A 20,658-nucleotide genomic window follows, 5' to 3' on the forward strand; every position below is an offset into this window, starting at 1 on the left:
TTATATAGTATAATATTCCATGTTTTATAAAACTTGCTCAATTATACTTATAAGTAAATTTAATTGATTCTATAGGTTCTCCTACTAGTAGTATTAAAAATTTTATTAAATTATTAAAATAGAAAATTATGAGGTGTAAAATGAAAAGAAAAATTCTTACAATACTTTGTGCTCTAGCTTTAAGCTTTAGTCTAAGTTCAAAATGTTTTGCTAGTATATCTGTACCGACTAATAGCACAAATGAAAATCACTTAAGTAAAATTAGTTCAGTTGATGAAATTAACTCAGAGAACAATTACGATAAAGTAAAAGGTGCAGAAAAAACTTATTCAGAACCAACTACAAAAAAATATTCTTTTAAAGATCTTAATCAATTAAGTAATGAAGAAATTATTGAACTATCTTCAAAAATATCTTGGAAAGATATTTCTGATATTTTTAAATACAATGATGATACTCAAAAGTTTTATTCTGATAAAAATCGTGTACAAGCTATGATAGATGGATTATATCAAAAAGCTTCTACTTTTACAGCTACTGATGATAACGGAATTGATACATTAGTAGAAATTTTAAGATCTGGATTTTATTTAGGATTTTATAATGATTCTTTAAAGTATTTAAAAGATAGGAATTTTCATGATAAATGCATTCCTGCATTAATTGCTATGGAAAATAACCCAAACTTTAAGTTAGGTGAAGAAGGTCAAGATAAAGTAGTCCTAGCTTTTGGTAAGCTTATAGGAAATGCTTCTTGCAATCCAGAAATAGTCAATAAGTCAGTAGCAATTTTAGAACAATATAATAATGAAATAATTAATGAATATCCAGAGGATAGATTAAAATCTGATGCTGTCTTAAAAATCATGAGCGAAATAACATATGATATTAATGAATACAGTTATAATCATAATATAACAGATGGTAAAAACACTCCTTGGTCTGGAAAAATTGATACTTTCATAAATGCAGTTTCAAAGTTTGCATCTATTACTGACATAACTGAAGAAAATGGATGGCTTATAAATAATGGCATATATTTTACTGGTAAATTAGCTAAATATCATAGTAATTCAAAAATTCCACATAAAGTTATAGATACGTGTTTACATACTCTCCCTAATTCATCTGAACAATATATTACTGCTTTAAGTTCATTAAGAGATGAGTTTAAGTGTGAAACTTCAAGTGGTTCACTTGTAGATGTAGAGAAAATTCTTGAAGATGAAAAAAATATCTTCTTGCCTAAAACTTACACATTTGATGATGGAAAAATGATTATTAAAGCTGGTGATAAAGTATCCGAAGCAAAAATACAAAGACTTTATTGGGCTTCTAAAGAAGTAAAATCTCAATTTCATAGATTAATTGGAAGTGATACGCCTTTAGAACCTGGTAATGCAGATGATGTATTGACTATGGTGATTTATAACAATCCACAGGAATACAAAGTTAATAGACTTTTATATGGATATTCCGTTGATAATGGTGGTATATATATTGAAGGAAAAGGTACTTTCTTTACATATGAAAGAACTCCTAACGATAGTATATTTAGTTTAGAAGAACTTTTCAGACATGAATATACCCATTATTTACAAGGACGTTATTTAGTTCCAGGTTTATTTAATCAAGGAGATTTTTATAAAGGAAATCCTTCAAGACTTACATGGTTTGAAGAAGGTTCTGCTGAATTCTTTGCTGGTTCAACTAGAAATACTATACTACCTAGAAAATCAATGGTCTCAGGTATAGGTAAATCTGAAGCTGAAAGACTTAGTGCAAATAATTTATTCCATTCCTCTTATTCAGATGGATGGGACTTCTATAATTATGGATATGCTTTTTCAGATTATATGTATAATAATAATAGACCTTTATTCAAAAATTTAGTAGATTCAATGAAATCTAATGATGTTGATAATTATGATTCTATAATATCATCTTCAAGTAAAGATAAAAATTTAGATAGACAATATCAAAAACATATGGATAAACTAGTTAATAATTATGATAACTATAAAATACCTCTAGTATCTGATGATTACATGAAAAAATGTACTAATAAGAGTCTAGATCAAATAAAAAAAGATATTGAAAAAACTATGGGCTTAAGCAATTCTGAAATAGTTAAAGAAAAGTCTGAATATTTTAATACCTATACTTTAAAATCAACATATAAATTAGGATTAAATAAAGACGAAAATGAAAATTGGAATTTAATGAATAAAAAAATTAATGAAACATTGGAAAAACTAGATAAATTAGGATGGAATGGATATAAAACAGTTACAGCTTATTTTATAAATCCTAAAGTAAATTCATATAATGAAGTTGAATATGATGTGGTTTTCCACGGATTATTATCTCATAATGAAAACTTTAGTGAAGAAACTTCAATCTCATTAAAATGTCCAAGTGAGTGTAATGTAGGTGAAAAAATTCCATTTACTAGTGAATGTTCAACAGATAATAGTGAAATAGTATCTTATAAATGGGACTTTGGTGATGGTAACACTAGTACAGAAAAAGATCCTATTTACACTTATAAAAAACCTGGTAATTACACAGTAAAACTTACAGTTTTGGATTCTAGAGGATTAGAGGTAGAAGAAACTTCAGAAATAGTTATACATAAAATCCTTAATGGAAATCCAGTAACAGAAAAAGAATATAATAATGATTTTGAAAATGCTAATAAAATTCACTTAAATGACTTAGTTTCAGGAAACTTACAAGCAGATGATTTACAAGATACATTCTCTTTTGAAGTTACAAAACCTGATGACATAACTATTACTTTAGAAAGTAATAGTTGTGAAAAAAATAATTTGGTTTGGGTACTATTTAATACTGAAGATACAAATAAATCTATTGCTTTCCCAGAATACAATATGAATCAACTTTCAAAAACTATTAGTCTTGAACCTGGTAAATACTATTTAATTGTATATCAATGTTCAAAAGAAAAAACTGATTATAAATTTGTAATTGAAGGATCTTCAGATGAAAACTCTGAAACAAAACCGGATGAAATTCCTGAAGTAAATCCTGATGAAAACTCAGAAACAAAGCCGGATGAAATTCCTGAAGTAAATCCTGATGAAAACTCAGAAACAAAGCCGGATGAAGCTCCTGATTATGATACAATTAATGTAAAAGAAGAAGAATACAATGATGATTTTGAGTCAGCGAACAGTATTTTTAAAAACCAAGTAATGAGTGGTAATTTAGATCCTTCTGATAGATGTGATACTTATTGTTTTAATGCCTTAAGTGCTGGAACTATAAATGTAACTTTAGAAAATACTAACAGTGATTCCTCTACCGTTAATTGGCTTGCTTTTAATAATGAAGATACTAGTAACTATATTGGCTATGCATCAAAACAAGATGGTAATAAATTTTCTGGAAGTTTTAAAGTAGATAAACCTGGAAAATATTATATAGTAGCCTATGAAACAAATGGCAACAGTTCAGATTACAAGTTAAAAGTAGATGGAAATATTGAAAAATCATCAACAAGTAATGATGTTGTAGAAGATAAAAATGATGATTCCTTTGAATCTGCAAATAAAATCACAACTCACTCTACTATTTCAGATAGCTTAAATGGAGATGATAATCAAGATATTTATTGCTTTGATGTAACTAAAGCTCAAGATTTAGCTATTAATTTAAAGAGTTTAGATAACTTAGGTGTAGCATGGCAACTTTTTAGCGAAAAAGATTTAAATAACTATATTAGTTATGGTTCAAAATCTGGAAATTCAGTTATAGGAAATGTTAATGTTACTCCTGGAAAATACTACTTATTAGTATATAAATATTCATCTGATGATGGTACTTATAAATTAACAATAAAGCAAATTTAATATAAGAGGCTGAAAATTAGATTAAATCTAATTTTCAGCCTTTTATTATTAATTTCTAGATTCATTAATTTACTACAATATAAACGTTAAAGTCGTCCCTACATTATCTAATATTTAGTTTTATTTTAAACAAATTGTTAAAATATAATATTCATTCTAACTTTTGATTATAGTTAATTTTTTGATAAAAATATTAATTTGTGATAAAATTAATTCGAATCTTACTTTAAGGATATTCCTGAGAGAAAAGATAAAAGCTAACAAAATGTTCTGAAGTACATGAGGGGTCTACCCAAGTGATAAGGCAAGTATATAATTAAGTATATATCTCTATGCCTTTTTGGTATGGGATTTTTTTATTTACTTAATTAAGAAGGGAATGAAAATATTATGGATACAAGAATTGCATTAATAGGAATAATAGTTCATGATATAACTGCAACTGAAAAAGTAAATATCATATTACATGATTATAATAAGTATATAATCGGAAGAATGGGACTTCCTTATAAGGAAAAAAATCTCGCTATTATAAGTATCATAGTTGATGCTAGTAATGATATTATAAGTTCATTATCTGGTAAATTGGGTATGTTAAAAGGCATAAATGTAAAAACTATGTATTCAAAAATAGAATAAATTCTCGTTAACTTTAATGTTGTCAGAACAGCTTTATTAAAATTCATATAGAAAGAAGATGTTTGACATGTATAATGTAAAATCAAATGTAGCAACTGAATTTATTAACCATGAAGAAATTTTAGAAACACTTAAATTTGCAGAAGAAAATAAAAGAAATAAAATTTTAATTAATGAAATCTTAGAAAAAGCAAAAAAGTGTAAAGGTCTTTCTCACAGAGAAGCTGCTGTGCTACTTGAATGTGACTTAGATGAAGAACTTGAAAAAATATATGATTTAGCTAAAGAGATAAAGCAAAAATTCTATGGAAATAGAATTGTTATGTTTGCGCCTCTTTATTTATCAAATTATTGTGTAAATGGATGTACTTATTGTCCATATCATCACAAAAATAAACATATAAGAAGAAAAAAACTTACTCAAGAAGAAATAAAAAAAGAAGTAATCGCACTTCAAGATATGGGACATAAAAGACTTGCACTAGAAACTGGTGAAGATCCTATTAATAATCCTATTGAGTATGTTCTTGAAAGTATAAAAACTATTTATAGTATAAAACATAAAAATGGTGCAATAAGAAGAGCTAATGTTAATATAGCAGCTACAACAGTTGAAAACTATAGAAAACTTAAAGAAGCTGGAATTGGAACATATATTTTATTCCAAGAAACTTATAATAAAGAAGCTTATGAAAAACTTCACCCAACTGGTCCAAAACATGATTATGCTTACCATACAGAAGCTATGGATAGAGCTATGGACGGTGGAATTGATGATGTTGGATGTGGTGTTTTATTTGGATTAAATCTTTATAGATATGATTTTGTTGGTTTATTAATGCACGCTGAACATTTAGAAGCTGCTAAAGGAGTTGGTCCTCATACTATAAGTGTTCCTAGAATAAGACCAGCTGACGATATAAATCCTGAAGACTTTACTAACGCTATTTCAGATGAATTATTAGAAAAAATAGTAGCTATTTTAAGAATTACTGTTCCTTATACTGGAATTATTGTTTCAACTAGAGAGTCTCAAGAAGCAAGAGAAAAACTATTAAAAGTTGGTGTTTCTCAATTAAGTGGTGGATCTTCTACAAGTGTTGGTGGATACTCTGAAAAAGAAAAAGAAGAAGAAAATTCATCTCAATTTGATGTAAATGATAATAGAACTTTAGATGAAATAGTTAACTGGTTATTAGAAATGGGACATATCCCAAGTTTCTGTACTGCTTGCTATAGAGAAGGTAGAACTGGAGATAGATTTATGAGTCTTGTTAAGTCTGGTCAAATAGCTAACTGTTGTCAACCTAACGCTTTAATGACTTTAAAAGAATATTTAGAAGACTATGCTTCTTCAAATACTAAAGAAAATGGAGAAAAAGTAATAGGAAAAGAAATTACTAGAATTCCAAGTGATAAAGTTAAAGAAGTAGTACTTAAACATTTAGAAGAATTAAATGAAGGTAAGCGTGATTTTAGATTCTAATTTTTAAATAACGCTATGTTTTAAAATAGGGTTGATATTATAGTATAAACAGAATTCTTAGTATCAGACAAAGCTTGTCTTTGACTAATGGTTAGAAGTCGTTATCCAGGAGCGTGTAGCTGTTATGAAATTACAGATACTAGCTATCGGATAAAGCTCATGGACAGAGGAATTTACTTTAAGAACTCTAAAATATCAACCTTTACTTAAAACATAGCATTAAATAAATATAAAATCTAATCTATAAAAAAGGATGTAGTGAGATTTGTGTAAAAGCAAATCTACTACATCCTTTTTGAATTATTTTAAATAATAATTATCTCTTTTTAACTTTTGGGAAATACTTTGTATGAAGTAGTTCATGAGCTTTATGACTTAATGGATGATCTAAATATTTTTCATAAAGAGCTAGTACTTCTGGGTTTTCATTAGATCTTCTAAGTTCTTTAGATCTATCTATTTCATTTAAACCGTCTGCTCTTTTTTCTAGAACTTGTTGTTTATTCTTTCTTATTTTAGGTTGACCACCGCCACCTACGCATCCACCTACACAAGCCATAATTTCAATTGCATGAAAGAATTCTTCACCTGATCTTATTTTATCTAACATCTTAGCTGCTTCTTTAAGTCCATGTGCAACCCCTATTCTAAGATTAAGATCACCAACTTCAATCTCACAAATTCTAAATCCATCCCATCCTCTAAGACCTTCAAATTCTATATTATCAATTCTTTTGCCTGTCATATTTTCAATTGCAGTTCTAACAGCTGCTTCTATAACTCCACCAGTTCTACCAAAAATAATTCCCGCACCAGTGTACTCACCCATAACATTGTCTATTTCTTCATCTTCAAGTTCTTTTAAATCTATACCTGAGTTTTTAAATATCTTTATAAGTTCTCTTGTAGTAATTACATAATCTACATCATAATTCATATCTACTGAAAACTCTTCTCTTGATGCTTCATATATTTTAGCAACACATGGCATAATTGCAACTGAGGTTACTTCTTCTCTTGAAAATCCTTTTTCTTTTGCCCATATTTCTTTTGCTATAGTAGCGAACATTTGCATTGGTGATTTAGCTGAAGAAGGTACTTCTAGCATATCTGCATAATTTTTTTCTATAAAATTAATCCAAGAAGGACAACACGAAGTAAGTATTGGCAATTTAACATCTTTGTCTCCTGCTAAATATTTTTCAAGTCTTTCTTGAAGCTCTGCGGCTTCTTCCATTATGGTTAAATCTGCTCCCCATGTAGTATCAAATACATAATCTACTCCTAATTTTCTAAGACCTGCTGCTAATTTCTTTTCTACATTTTCTCCTGGTTCAAATCCAAATTCTTCACCTATTGCAACTCTTATAGCTGGTGCCATTTGAGTAATTACAAGTTTATTAGGTGTAGCTAAATCTCTAAGAAACTTAATTGTATTATCCCCTGCTGTTATAGCATCAACAGGACATGCAGATATACATGCTCCACAATGGGTACATCTATTATAATCTATATTATGTTGTTTTTTTAATTCTCCTTCTATACAATCTACAGGACATGCTCTTTTACAACTTCCACATCCAATACATTTTTTTGTAATTGTTAATTTTATAAGATGATTACATTGTGATGTGTAACATTTCTTTTCTTCTATATGTTCTTCTATTTCATGATAAAAACTTCCTACAATTTCTTCTATTAAATTATGTTTTTGATGCAATTTCTTTTTTACATCTTGTGCTAAACTTCTTAAACTATAAACATCACGCATATCAGATACGCCTTTACTTATTCTATCTAAAACTTTTAGCATCCTAGTTATTTCATCTTTAACTATTTCATAATTTTTATAAGTACCTTCTTTAATTTTGGCTAATAAATACTCTATGTAAAATTTTCCATATTGAATTATACAATCTTCTTCAGATAAAATAATAATAACTCTACTAATATTTCCATAAAATAATCCAAAATCAAATTCTTTATCTAACCTATCTTCATTTAAAAAACCTCCAAAAGGGATTCCAATCTGTGCTGCTTTAAACGTGCTTTTATTTATAAGTCCTCCACAAATTTCTAATATCTCTCTAAGAGTTGAACCTTCTGGAACTTCTATTATTCCTGGATTATTAATCTTTCCACAAATGGCTATACTTCTTTTTTCATTACTTGTTACTTCTTTTAGTTCTTCTTCACTAAAAGTTGAAAATACAGAACCTAATGAACTTTGTATAAAAGTATTATTTTTATATGACATAAATTTCACTCCTTCAATATCTAGTACAAACATAACTATTGCATTTTATATATTTATAATTATTTCTTTATTTTTTAAATTTTTTATCTTTATACATTCTAATAATATCTTTTGATTTTTCTGTAATATAATCCCCCTTTTTAACAAATAATATAAATTTTTAATTATTTCTTTAATATATAAAAATTAAACTATTTTTATATAAAAGTAATAACTCCTTATCTATATTATACATATTTTTAAACATTAAAATAAGAGCTTAAAATCAAATAAACTCTTATAAAAATTATTTTATCCTTAACTATACAAATATATCCATTATATTTTTTATTATTACTCTAAATATACTTAGAAATTATAATATAACTATCATAAGTGTATACTTTTTTTAAATATATAAATTTTAATAAAGTTTATAACTAAAAATACTCCAGTTTAAACTTTGCTGAAGTATTTTTATAAATAACTATTTAAAAATATTTTGAATTAATACTAATGTTGATGTGGAATTACTTTTGTATAATCCAAAAATGAAAATATTGGCATACGTTGAACATAACAACCCCATATCTTATCATATATATTTTCTATATCTTTAACGATCTTAGTTATTACTTTATATAGTCCACATACATCTTTATATCTTGCTACAACAAAAAATCTATTATAGTACTCATTACTTTCATAAAGTTGTAAACCTGCATAATACTTATTATATTTCTTTAATAAATAATTATTAAGTTTTTTAGAAAATTTCTTATATGAATCTTCAAGTTCTGGTTTAACAACTATTTCATTTACATTATATAATGCATTGTAGTTATTCATACTCTTTATCTCCTACCATAATGTTTCCTTTTGTATTATATATTATATAATTTAAAAGAAAATTGTTACTATTTTGTGTTATAAATGTGCTTATACTAAAATATCACCCCAAACATTAAATACATGTCTAATGTTTGAGGTGAAGTTTTATTCTATATATTCTATATTATTTTTTTCACACCAATTAATAGCCAATTGATATTCAGCCTTCTCCCTGTAATCATACCACTCACTAAGACGCTCAATACTTTCAATATATTCTCTTAATTTACGTATTGAATATTCTTTTTGTATTTCTTCTAAATCCTTATCTTTAAAATTTTCATCACTTAAAGACCTACAAAACTCTACCATCATTGCATATTCATTAATTTCATATTTATTTGGTAATTGAATATAATCTTCAAAATTTTCCTTTAAGTCATATAAACAACTTATCAATTCCCTTTCCCATTCCTCAAAATTTTTAAGATTGTTAATGTCTTCTGCTTTATAATTTGAAGTACTTTCATCTTCAGCATATATAATTACACCTGTTTTTTTATTGTAATAATGAGTCAATAAATCCCCTTCAAATTCTATTGCCTCTATTACATCTTTTAAATTAACTTGCATCGTTTACCCCTTAAATTAATACTTTTATTTAAATTTACATTATAATTATAAACTATAACTTAGTTACATAAAACATTTATTACATATAAGTTCCAATAAAGTTTGTTCATTAATATAAATCTTAGAATATTTATAAATCATATAGCTTATCAATATGGAGATAAAGTTATATAGAATATTTATTATATATATCATAAATTACAGTTTATATTAATTACTTTTTGTATCTTTCCATATGCTACTATCATTATAATAATTTATTCCTTGATTTTTCATTCTTTCACCATGCTTTTCTAATCTAATCTTATATTCATTCCAGTCTCTATTAGCTTTTGGTGTCCAACCTATTTCACCATATCCTAATAATCTTGGGTATATCATATAGTCCATAGCTTTTGTATCAGAAATTGTTTCTGTCCATAATGGTGCTTCTATACCTAAAACTAATTCTTTTGGAGCATAATCAATAGGATCCCATTTATATGCAGTTTCAACTGGAATATAACCAGCCCATGATAATCCATATGGTGTTCTTTCGTTATATTTCATATCTAAATAAGCTTTTTGTGCAATTGAAATAATCATTTTCATATTTTTTTCCCTAGCTGCTTTGTTTGAATCCTTCCAATTTTGTAATATTACACTTGAATCTATTTCTGGAGATGTATCAATAGGATCCCAACCTATTGGAGTTTTTCCATACTTTTGAGCTATTTTAGATACTCTTCCTACAAAGTAATCATAATCACTTTTTTTAGTCTTATCTGCTTCATCTCCACCTATATGAATATATTTTGAAGGTGAAATTTGAGAAACTTCATTAATTACATCATCAATAAATTCATACGTCTTTTCACTATCAGTCATAAGAGAACTAAATCCTACATCTGTTCCTGTATATAAAGGCTTTTTTTTGCCATCTTTATTTAAAAATCCATAGGATGCTAATGCTGCATTACTATGACCTGGCATATCAAATTCAGGAACTATTTCTACATATCTTTCTGATGCATATTTAACTAAATCTTTAAATTGCTCTTGAGTATAATAACCTCCTTTTCCTCCACCTACTTCAGTGCTTCCACCTATAGTCGTTAAATCTGGATATTTTTTTATCTCTAAACGCCATCCTTGATCATCACTAAGATGCAAATGAACTTTATTTATTTTGTATTGAGCTGCATAATCTATTTGACGTTTAATTTCATCTACAGTAAAAAAGTGCCTAGCCACATCAATCATTAATCCTCTGTAAGCATATTCAGGTTTATCCTCTATTGTTACAACCGGAAGGCTCCATTCTACATCCTTAACTACAGTATTTTTTTCAATACTTGGTGGTAATAATTGTCTTAATGTTTGAATTCCTCTTGAAATTCCTTCTGGCTTATACGCTATAATTTTAACATTTTCAGAAGTAGTTATAATTTTATAACCCTCATTGCCTTGATTTTTATCTGAACCTATAGTTGTTAAATAAATACCACCTTTTTTCCCTTCTTCTCCTTTAATAATATTTAGTTCAAATCCTGTTGAAATCTTTAGTTTTTCTTTTATGAATTCTGCAATTTTACTAATCTCTTCTGTTTCTTGTTCATTATTTCCTTTTACATAAATCTTAGCATCTTTTGTAAGTATAAATTTACCCTCACCCTTTTTATAACTTAAGGGTTTTGGAATAATAATATTATTACTGTTTTCTACTGCAAAAATTGTTTTAGAATTATTATTTCCATTTAAAATTATTGAAATAGAAACTATTGACATTATTAATAATAGTGTCATTATAAATATAAACTTTCTATTAGATACATTCTTCATCAACTCACACCCTTACACATTTTAGAATACATTTTTGTAATACATTATTATGTAAATCACTAAATTAGTTAAACCTTCATTATTATTTTATAACCTAAGATCCTTAAGTATATACTATAAAATTATAATAAATATATAACCCTATATATTTATTAATACTATTTTACTTTTGCTCATTAAAAATGAGCTTTTGTAAAGCTCATTCTACTTACTTAATTTTAAGATAAGTTATTAATTTGAATTTAATTACATTCTTATAACTTATTGTTTCTTATATCTAAACTTTTATAACAAAATAACTAATTATATTTTTTAAATATATCCTCTATAATTTTTTCAAAATTTTCCCTTTGACTACGTTTATTACCTTCATATATATCTTTTGAAGTTATTATAGAATTTAATTTTTTAGCATCTAATGAATACATTTCTTCAAATTTTCCTTTTTCATATAAATCTCTTAACGTTTCTCCTATCCATAAAAGACTTTTATAATGCATTCCACTTGAAAAGCCTCTGATTTTAGACGTATCCAAATCTTTCTTATCAAAAAATAAAGATTTAGCAAGCCACCCCTCACCTGCTACTCCATTTTTTGTAGTATTAGTTAAAACATAATTTATATATCTTGTAAATTCCCTAAAAATTCCCGTATGAGTTTTTATTCCAACTATTGGATACCATAATCCTTTAATCTTTCCACTATTAGTTCCTGATGATCTAAAAAAAGATAAAGTCACTCTTTCTATTGTGTCAATATATATAATATCTACATCTATCAATCCAATCATTCTAAATGGATGTCTTGTATATAAATTTGCTCTAAAACTTTCAGGATATATTTTAAATATCCCAATTGAATTTGGCATAATATATACCTCCTATTTTAGTATTTAACAATAAACCATGTAACTTTTAAATTATCATAGTTACATGGTTTATTTTTATTATTTTATATTTTTAATTTTCTCTAATTGCTCTTTTATTTCTTCAATATTATGATAATTATCTTCAATACCCATTAGTCTTTTAAGAAAAATTTTTTCTTCTTCATTTAAATCAAGTTCTTCAAACCAAGGTTTTTCTTCTTCATTAGTTGGTTTATAAGATGAATAGTATAAGTGAATTAAAAAATCCGCTATATACCAATAATCCATTTCCTTTACATATCTTTCATTATCTATAAATCTAGATAAACCAAAATCAATCAAAGCTAGCTCATTATTTTCTTTTAATATTACATTTGGAAGTCTAATATCTCGATGAACTACATTATTATTTTGTAGTAATTCTACTAATTCTAAAAGTTGACTTGCAACTTTATAAATATCACCCTTGGTAAAATTATATCTATCTTTAAATAATAAATCTTCAAATACTCTTCCTTGAATATATTCTAATATATATCCTTCTCTATATTCATCTTTAAATTCACATATAAATTTAGGAAAATTAGGGCTATTCAAACTTTGTAATATCTTTTTTTCATAAAACAATTTTTCTCTAGTTTTCTTAAGCATGTCTTGTTTTAATTGTTTTATTACACATTTTTCATTTTTATAATTTGTAGCCAAATAAACAATTCCATATCGTCCTTGTCCTATTATTCTTATAATAGAATATCCATTTACCACTTCTTCTTTCTTGTAATATTTATCCATTTATAAGCATACCATTATTTGCTATAAGATTGACTTGAATTGCTATATGGTCTACTATATGATTCAGATTCACTGTATGAACCACTGTATGAGCCAGAACCGCTATATGATGCTGATCCACTATATAATGCTGATCCACTATATGATTCACTTGCATTACTTCTTGAATCACTATAAACGTTCCCTCTTGGTCTATAATAATTATGACCTCTATAAGACTCATTTGCATAACAATTCATATAAAACACCTCACATTATTTTATCATTTGTTTAAATTTGTATTCCTTGATATATATTATGATTTATAGTTATATTGTGTTACATTTTTTTATTATATCTTAAGTTTTTTACAAATTTTAATATATACAAACTTAAAGTTATCACTTACACTAAAAGCATAATTGTTACTTACAATTTCTTTTAAGATAAATCTAGAAATGTAAACTAAATATAATAAATATTTCTATTATAATTAACATAATAATTCATATTTTAATTCACATAATAACTTTAATATAACAAAATAAAAAAACGTATTAAAAACTAAAGAATTTAACTACTTCACCCTCAATTTTAGGATTTTCTTCCCAATCACACATTTCTCCCAAACAATCATCATCATCTATTTTAAAAATATCATTATCATTTTCTATATCTTTCTTAACACTATTCTTGGTTTTTTTATTTTTTTTACTTGTTTTCTTCTTTTTCTTATTATCTACTAATAAATCCTCACTAAATTCTAACTCTTTATTACTATTCAATTGTTTATTTTGACATTGTTCATCTATATTATTTAAAATAGTATTTTCACTTTGAGAATTTTTAAATTCTATAATTTTCTTTTCTTTTTTTAACTTATCTTCACTTTTAAACTTCTTTTCACTTTCTTCTTTAAATGTATTATCAACATCCTGATAACTTGGATTATTTGACTTTGCATTTAATAGAACTTGACTAATCTTTTCATTTTCTTTTAAAACTTGCTTATCTAAATCTTTCTTCTTTATATTTTCTTTATTTTCATTTTTTTTGTTATCATTTATATTTTGAATACTATTTTTAATTTTCTTTTCCTTAATCTTCTTAGATTTCTTTTCTATACAGTCTTGATTTTTCAAATCCTTATTTTCTAAATCTTTTTCTTCCTCAATTTTATCTTTCCTATCTATACTTGTAGCAATATTATTAAATTCCTCTTCCATATACTCTTTATTTTCTAATTTTTGATTTGATAAATTTTCTTTATCATTAAATTCTATATTATTATCTTTATTTTCTATTTTTTCCTTAACCTTAATATTTTGATGCTTTGCAAAATTTCTTATCTTGTAAACATTACTTTCAGTTAATTCAACCATCTCTAAGTCTTTAAATACATTTAAAGCTAATTGGATTTTTTCAGTACTTCTATTAAACTCTATTGATAAAGTTTCTACTGTATAAGGAATATTTTTTGACATATATAACTTTCCTTCTAAATTCACTTTACCAGCTAAAGCTAATAATCTAGTCCAAATGTAATGAATCACATCTCTTTCTTCCATCCTATCTATTATCTTAAACTTAGTATCCTCATACATATCAACTCTTAATTTAACAAATTTTCTATCTCTCATTATTAACAACCCCTTTTAAATTTATATTACTAATTAAAAATTATGTATTTTTTATCTTTTCAATTAATATATATGCTTTAAAAAGAAATTTTGTATATAAAATTTAAAATTTTTTAAATTTTTTAAAATATTTTAATAAAGCCCACGTTAATCAGTACATTGAAGTACCTTAAACGTGGGTTTCATATATTATAATTTTTTATTAAACTCTTCTTTTAGAGGTTTATTAGCTATTATAATTATTTATATATTTAAATAGAAATTCAAATTTCCATTAAATTAAGATGTTATTCACCATATTTTTTACTATATTTCACTTGTACTTTTATATTGGGATGTTTTTTACAAAACTGACTAATTACAAAATAGCAGCTTGGACATGGTTCCCATTTACTATATAAAATAAGTTCCCCTTCATTTTTTAATAGTTTCTCTTCTATTTGTTTATGTATTTCTTCAAGTATCTTTTTTTCACTATCGTTAACTCTATTATATCCTATACCTAATTTGCCTAATTTATTAACTTTACTACTTTTAAAACTCTCTTCTGCAAGCGAAGGTGCTTTACAATAACCTGCTATATTATTGCTACCACTAATTGCTTTAAACTCCTTATTATCATATACTGCTATTGCTATATTTATAGAGTCTTGCAGTGCTTTGCTTTGATCTATGTTAAATGTTGTTTTCTCTTTTTCTTGAGCTTTCATATATTTATTTATATTTTTTATTAAACGCTGCATTCTTGGTATATTACTTTTTAAATGTTGATGATATTCTACGGTGCCTTTCTTTACTGGAATATAATCATAAGTTATCTTTTCAGGTATTTCTATTGATATTGTTTTAGTTCTTGTTTTAACATTATATTTTTCTTTTACAGCTTCTTTTTTTAAAAGAAGCATTTTTTTTAATAGTTCAATATCCTTTGCATAAAGATAGTCTTCATTTATTTCTTTTTCTAAACTTTCCAATCTTGCTTTTTCTTCTTCACTTATTGTTCTAGATATCTTACTTTTTATTTTTTCTATCTCATTTAGAATGTCTTCTACATTATCCTGGTAGCTCGGTTCCCGTTCATATTCAATTCTATCTATATTTAGTCTTTTTACATCTCTTATTGTTTTACATAGTTTGTGATGTTCATTTTCAAACAACATAATTTTTTCTATATAATTTATAAAATCCTTAATATCATTTGCTCTATAAGTAATATTAGCATCATTAATGCATTTATATATTTTTTCTGTTATGCTATTATCCTTTTTAAAAATCTTTTTTATTTCTTCTTTAAATATTTCCTCATCAAATTCGTTTATCTTATATCCTTCTCTTTTTAATGCATCTTTAAAATCATTTATATTATTAATATTTATTCGTTCTTTTTTCTTCTTTAATGGAATACTTATTTGTGTCATATTTACCTCTTATCTTTTGTCCCTATTTATCCATGGACTATTTACTAACTAAATAATATTTTACTTAGTTCTAATAAGTATGTCCAACAATTTATATTAACACTAAACTTCTTCCACATATTTTCAAATATTATCATACCTTTATATAAGAAATTCTTTACTCATAAATACTTTATAAATAAGATACTTTTATAAGTAAACTCTATTAATTTATTTTAATTTTTATTATTTTCATCATTCTTTTAAATCTCGGAATACACCAAAGTATTCTCATCTTTCTCCACCTTTTGCCTCCGATATCAAAATGATACCACTCTTTTATAAACTTAAGTCTATCATCAAAATGTTCAATCTCTTTTCCAGATTTGAACCCAGAATTAAATTCAGATTGTGTTTTTAGTTTTTTCACTGACTCATGATGCTTTGCTGTTCCTACAAGCATAGGATCCATTGCTTCAAAAATTATATTCGAATTTGTAAACCTATCTGCTAGGTTCTTAAATAACTCTTTTAATTGTTCTCTATTAAAAAACATAAATATTCCTTCTGCAATAATTAATACATTATCTTTTTTATCTATTAAATCAATCCATTCATACTCAAATACAGATTTTCCTATAAATTTGATTTTATCTGTTTCCTTTATGAACTTTCTTCTTATATTTATTCCTTCCGTTAAGTCTATATCATACCATTGAGCATTTTTTATATTTATTCTAGTAGGTCTTGTATCTAGACCTGCGCCTATATTTATTATGGTGCCATTAGGATTTTTTTCGACATATTCTTGAGTTAAACTATCTAATATTTTAGTTCTTGCAGCAACACCAACTTGTGTTTTATAAAATTCATCATATTCTCCAAATACAGAAAAATCATAATCAATTCCTTTTACTATATCTAAAGCTTTAAAGTCTTTTATAATGCTATCTGATCTTTTAGTCTCTTGTGCTCTAGCCCATATTGGTATAAGCATTGTTTCTGGAACTCCTGCTAATTTTGATTCATATTTTCTCATATTCAGTCACCCCTTCTTCATATTTAAATGTTTATTTCCATGTTCTTATAAAATAACTATCACAATTTCAGATATTGATATTCGTTATCAATAAAATAATTATATTCTAACATATTACTAATGTCAATTATAGGAAATATAAATCCTACTACTTCACCTTTTCTAACTAATTTCTTTTCATTTCTATTAATGTCTATTATATTAATTACTTCATAATTTAATTTGTCTCCAACCTGTTTTGCAACCCATTTAGAATTCCCTGTACCAGAAAAATAATAAATCATTATCTCATCCCCTAAAACTTATTTAAATATTTCGCTATGTTTTAAAACAGTGTTGATATTATAGTATAAGTGCGAACTGGCATTGGAATTTGCTTTTTAGAACTCTTAAGTGGAAGTCAAAATTTTATATTTTGCTACTTGAACTTACTCAGCGAATGTACATGAGTCGAGTTTCCTTTTAGGCTTACAATTAATTGCTTGTCATCAATCTTTGATTGGGAGCATGCATTAATTGGACTAAACTTTATTTTAGAGTTCTTAAGTGAGAGTCAAAATTTTATATTTTGTTCCTCGAACTTACTGGACGAATGTATATGAGTCAAGTTTCCTATTTCATTTCTGTCCATGAGCTTTATCCGATAGCTAGTATCTGTAATTTCATAACAGCTACACGCTCCTGGATAACGAATTCTTATCATCAGCTAAAGACAAGCTTTATCTGATGATAAGAATTCTGTTTATACTATAATATCAACATTCACTTAAAACATATCTAAATATTTTATAATATTATACACCAAAATGGCTGTATCAAAATAAATTTAATTTTGATACAGCCTATTTATATATTCTTAATCTAAAATTTCTCTACTTATTACATCTTCATAAGTTTCTCTTCTACACATAACCTTAGACTTTCCATCCATAACACTTACTACTGCTGCTCTAGGTATTTTGTTATAATTGTTTGACATTGAATATCCATAAGCACCAGTTGAAAATACAGCTAAAATATCTCCACTATACATTTCTGGAAGTTCAACATCTTTTAATAATATATCTCCAGACTCACAACATTTCCCTGATATAGAGACAACTTCTTTCCAATAGCTATCTACTCTATTTGCAATAGCACATTCATATTCAGCTTGATATAGTGCAGGTCTAATATTATCTGTCATACCCCCATTAATAGATGCATATTTTTTAACATTTGGTATATTTTTAATTGAACCTATTGTATATAAAGTAATTCCTGCATTTCCCACCATTGAACGACCTGGTTCTATTATTAGTGTTGGCATATCCATTTTTAAGTTTAATGATGTCTGCTTTGCTTTTTCTAAAATACATGAACAAAAATCTTCTATTTTTTTAGGTTCATCTCCTTCTTTATAGTAAATTCCAAAGCCTCCACCTAAGTTTAATTCTTTAATAGTATAACCTGTTTCTTCTTTTATACTTTTAATAAGATTTAACATTAACTCAACCTCATCTAAGTATGGTTCTATACTAAATATTTGTGAACCTATATGACAATGTAATCCAACAAGTTCTAAATTTGAATACCCAATAACTCTTTTTACTGCACTTAAAGTCTTATTATTTAACATAGTAAATCCAAATTTTGAATCTATAGAACCTGTCTTTATATATTCATGTGTATGCGCTTCTATTCCTGGTGTTATTCTTAAAAGTACCTTTTGAACCTTATTATGTTTTATAGCTAATTCATTTATTTTGTCAATTTCATAAAAATTATCCACTACAAAGTTACCAATATTAAAATTTATAGCCATTTCTATTTCTTCTGGTGTTTTATTATTTCCATGAAAATATATGTTTTCCATAGGAAATCCGCTTTTATAAGCAGTATATAATTCTCCACCTGAAACTACATCAAGGTTTAACCCCTCTTCATTTATAATTTTACACATAGCAAGTGTTAAAAATGCTTTTCCTGCATATATAACCTTATTATTATTTTCTTTAATCTTAAAAGCTTCTGCATATCTTCTGCAATTATCTCTTATTAACGCTTCATCCATTACATAAAGTGGTGTTCCGTACTTTTCTACAAGTTCTACTGAAGATACCCCTCCTATATGTAATGTATTATCAATTACTTTCATACTTCCAAAAAGTTTCATAAAAATCTCTCCTAACTACTATAAATCAAATTCCTTAGCTGTAGCATTTATAGCTTTAACCTTATCATCCTTTTTAATTGCACAAGTTATTCTTATTTCAGATGTAGTAATCATTTTTATTGAAATGTTATTTTCAGCAAATAATTTAAATAATCTTCCTGCAACTCCTGATGTTGTTTTCATCCCAATACCCACTATTGAAAATTTAGTTATATCTTCATCTATAAAAACTTTATCTTTTTCTGTAAATTCACTTATTATATTCATACATTCTCTTAAATCATCTTTTGGTATTGAAAAAGATAAATTAACATTTTCCTCAATCGGAGAAGTTTGACTTATCATATCTACATTAATTCTTTTACTTGCAATTTTCTCAAATAAATTTGCAATAATATTTATATCATTTTTAACTTCTTTTAAAGTTATAATTATATCCTCTTCACTTGTAGCTATTCCTGTTATTGGTTTACTTTCTAAATTCATATTTTTTACCTCCCTAATTACAGTTCCTTTAATATCACTATTACTTAATCCCACATATACTGGAATTTTATATTTTTCAGCAAGTTCTATAGATCTTGAATGCATTACTTGTGATCCAAGACTTGATAATTCAAGCATATCTTCATAGTCTATTTCATCTAACTTTTTAGCATTAGAATATTTTCTTGGATCTACAGTATATATTCCATCAACATCCGTATATATCTCGCATTCACCATCAAGTCTTACTGCAATTGCCACTGCTGAAGTATCTGAGCCTCCTCTACCAAGCGTAGTAATATCTCCATCTTCATTTATTCCTTGAAATCCAGCAACTACAACTATCTTTCCTTCTAATAAACTTTCTCTTATTTTTTCTCCATTAATATTTTCAATAAGAGATTTTCCATGTGGTCCTAATGCTCTAATTCCAACTTGATAAGCAGTATAACTTACCGCATCATATCCTAACTCTTTAATAGCCATAGCCAAAAGAGAAGAAGAAATCATTTCCCCAGTTGCTATTAAAGCATCTAACTCTCTTCTATCAGGTTCTTTAGAAATTTGTTTAGCTAACTCTATTAAATTATCTGTAGTATCTCCCATCGCTGAAACTACAACAACTAAACTATCTCCACTTTCTTTTCTTTTAACTAAAGTTTTTGCAACCTGCTTTATTTTATTAACATCTCCAACTGAACTTCCTCCATATTTTTGTACAATAACACCCATATTATCAACTCCCTATAAAATTTAAAACATCAAGTAAATTTTCCACTC

At 26.2% G+C, this 20,658-nt stretch carries 16 protein-coding genes; 3 read left to right on the forward strand and 13 right to left on the reverse strand.

Translation table 11 applies throughout. The features are described from left to right. The first annotated feature begins 140 nt into the window (after positions 1–140). The 3 genes from KYD98_RS06045 (at position 141) to hydG (ending at position 6,000) form a co-directional block, all read left to right on the forward strand. Positions 141–3,875 carry a collagenase gene (locus KYD98_RS06045; RefSeq protein WP_219778694.1) on the forward strand — a complete coding sequence of 1,245 codons (3,735 nt, stop codon included), beginning with the start codon at positions 141–143 and terminating at the stop codon, positions 3,873–3,875. 390 nt (positions 3,876–4,265) lie between these two features. After that, on the forward strand, positions 4,266–4,514 hold the full coding sequence (locus tag KYD98_RS06050) for a TM1266 family iron-only hydrogenase system putative regulator (RefSeq protein ID WP_219778695.1): 249 nt from the start codon (positions 4,266–4,268) through the stop codon (positions 4,512–4,514). A 67-nt stretch (positions 4,515–4,581) separates the two neighbouring features. Beyond that, entirely contained in the window at positions 4,582–6,000 is a 1,419-nt protein-coding gene (gene hydG, locus KYD98_RS06055; RefSeq protein ID WP_219778696.1) for a [FeFe] hydrogenase H-cluster radical SAM maturase HydG, read from the forward strand. A 316-nt stretch (positions 6,001–6,316) separates the two neighbouring features. On the opposite strand, the gene KYD98_RS06060 is transcribed toward hydG, so the two are convergent. The 13 genes from KYD98_RS06060 to KYD98_RS06120 all read right to left on the reverse strand — a co-directional run bounded on the left by KYD98_RS06060 (position 6,317) and on the right by KYD98_RS06120 (position 20,610). After that, complete coding sequence (locus KYD98_RS06060; protein ID WP_219778697.1) at positions 6,317–8,257, reverse strand: [FeFe] hydrogenase, group A; 1,941 nt, start codon at positions 8,255–8,257, stop codon at positions 6,317–6,319. Between the two features lie 492 nt (positions 8,258–8,749). Then, positions 8,750–9,085 (reverse strand): hypothetical protein, encoded by a 336-nt coding sequence (locus tag KYD98_RS06065; RefSeq protein WP_219778698.1) that lies wholly within the window; start codon positions 9,083–9,085, stop codon positions 8,750–8,752. Between the two features lie 147 nt (positions 9,086–9,232). Next, complete coding sequence (locus tag KYD98_RS06070) at positions 9,233–9,700, reverse strand: UPF0158 family protein (protein WP_219778699.1); 468 nt, start codon at positions 9,698–9,700, stop codon at positions 9,233–9,235. Between the two features lie 210 nt (positions 9,701–9,910). Further along, a complete protein-coding gene (locus KYD98_RS06075) occupies positions 9,911–11,521 on the reverse strand; it encodes a beta-N-acetylhexosaminidase (RefSeq protein ID WP_219778700.1) in 1,611 nt (536 codons plus the stop codon). 299 nt (positions 11,522–11,820) lie between these two features. Beyond that, positions 11,821–12,390: a hypothetical protein gene (locus tag KYD98_RS06080; protein ID WP_219778701.1), complete on the reverse strand. Its 570-nt coding sequence runs from the start codon at positions 12,388–12,390 to the stop codon at positions 11,821–11,823. Positions 12,391–12,468: 78 nt separating this feature from the next. Then, entirely contained in the window at positions 12,469–13,182 is a 714-nt protein-coding gene (locus tag KYD98_RS06085; RefSeq protein ID WP_219778702.1) for a protein kinase domain-containing protein, read from the reverse strand. A 14-nt stretch (positions 13,183–13,196) separates the two neighbouring features. Next, entirely contained in the window at positions 13,197–13,421 is a 225-nt protein-coding gene (locus KYD98_RS06090) for a hypothetical protein (RefSeq protein WP_219778703.1), read from the reverse strand. A 297-nt stretch (positions 13,422–13,718) separates the two neighbouring features. After that, positions 13,719–14,801: a phage replisome organizer N-terminal domain-containing protein gene (locus KYD98_RS06095; protein ID WP_219778704.1), complete on the reverse strand. Its 1,083-nt coding sequence runs from the start codon at positions 14,799–14,801 to the stop codon at positions 13,719–13,721. A gap of 287 nt (positions 14,802–15,088) precedes the next feature. Further along, positions 15,089–16,219, reverse strand: a complete 1,131-nt coding sequence (locus KYD98_RS06100; RefSeq protein ID WP_219778705.1) for a deaminase domain-containing protein — start codon at positions 16,217–16,219, stop codon at positions 15,089–15,091. Between the two features lie 205 nt (positions 16,220–16,424). Then, on the reverse strand, positions 16,425–17,237 hold the full coding sequence (locus tag KYD98_RS06105) for a class I SAM-dependent methyltransferase (RefSeq protein ID WP_219778706.1): 813 nt from the start codon (positions 17,235–17,237) through the stop codon (positions 16,425–16,427). 59 nt (positions 17,238–17,296) lie between these two features. Then, a complete protein-coding gene (locus tag KYD98_RS06110) occupies positions 17,297–17,521 on the reverse strand; it encodes a hypothetical protein (RefSeq protein WP_219778707.1) in 225 nt (74 codons plus the stop codon). A 572-nt stretch (positions 17,522–18,093) separates the two neighbouring features. Further along, positions 18,094–19,392 (reverse strand): diaminopimelate decarboxylase, encoded by a 1,299-nt coding sequence (gene lysA, locus KYD98_RS06115; protein WP_219778708.1) that lies wholly within the window; start codon positions 19,390–19,392, stop codon positions 18,094–18,096. Positions 19,393–19,410: 18 nt separating this feature from the next. Further along, positions 19,411–20,610: an aspartate kinase gene (locus KYD98_RS06120; RefSeq protein WP_219778709.1), complete on the reverse strand. Its 1,200-nt coding sequence runs from the start codon at positions 20,608–20,610 to the stop codon at positions 19,411–19,413. Positions 20,611–20,658 lie beyond the last annotated feature (48 nt).

It is taken from the genome of Clostridium weizhouense (genome assembly GCF_019431045.1).
Taxonomy (GTDB): domain Bacteria; phylum Bacillota; class Clostridia; order Clostridiales; family Clostridiaceae; genus Clostridium; species Clostridium weizhouense.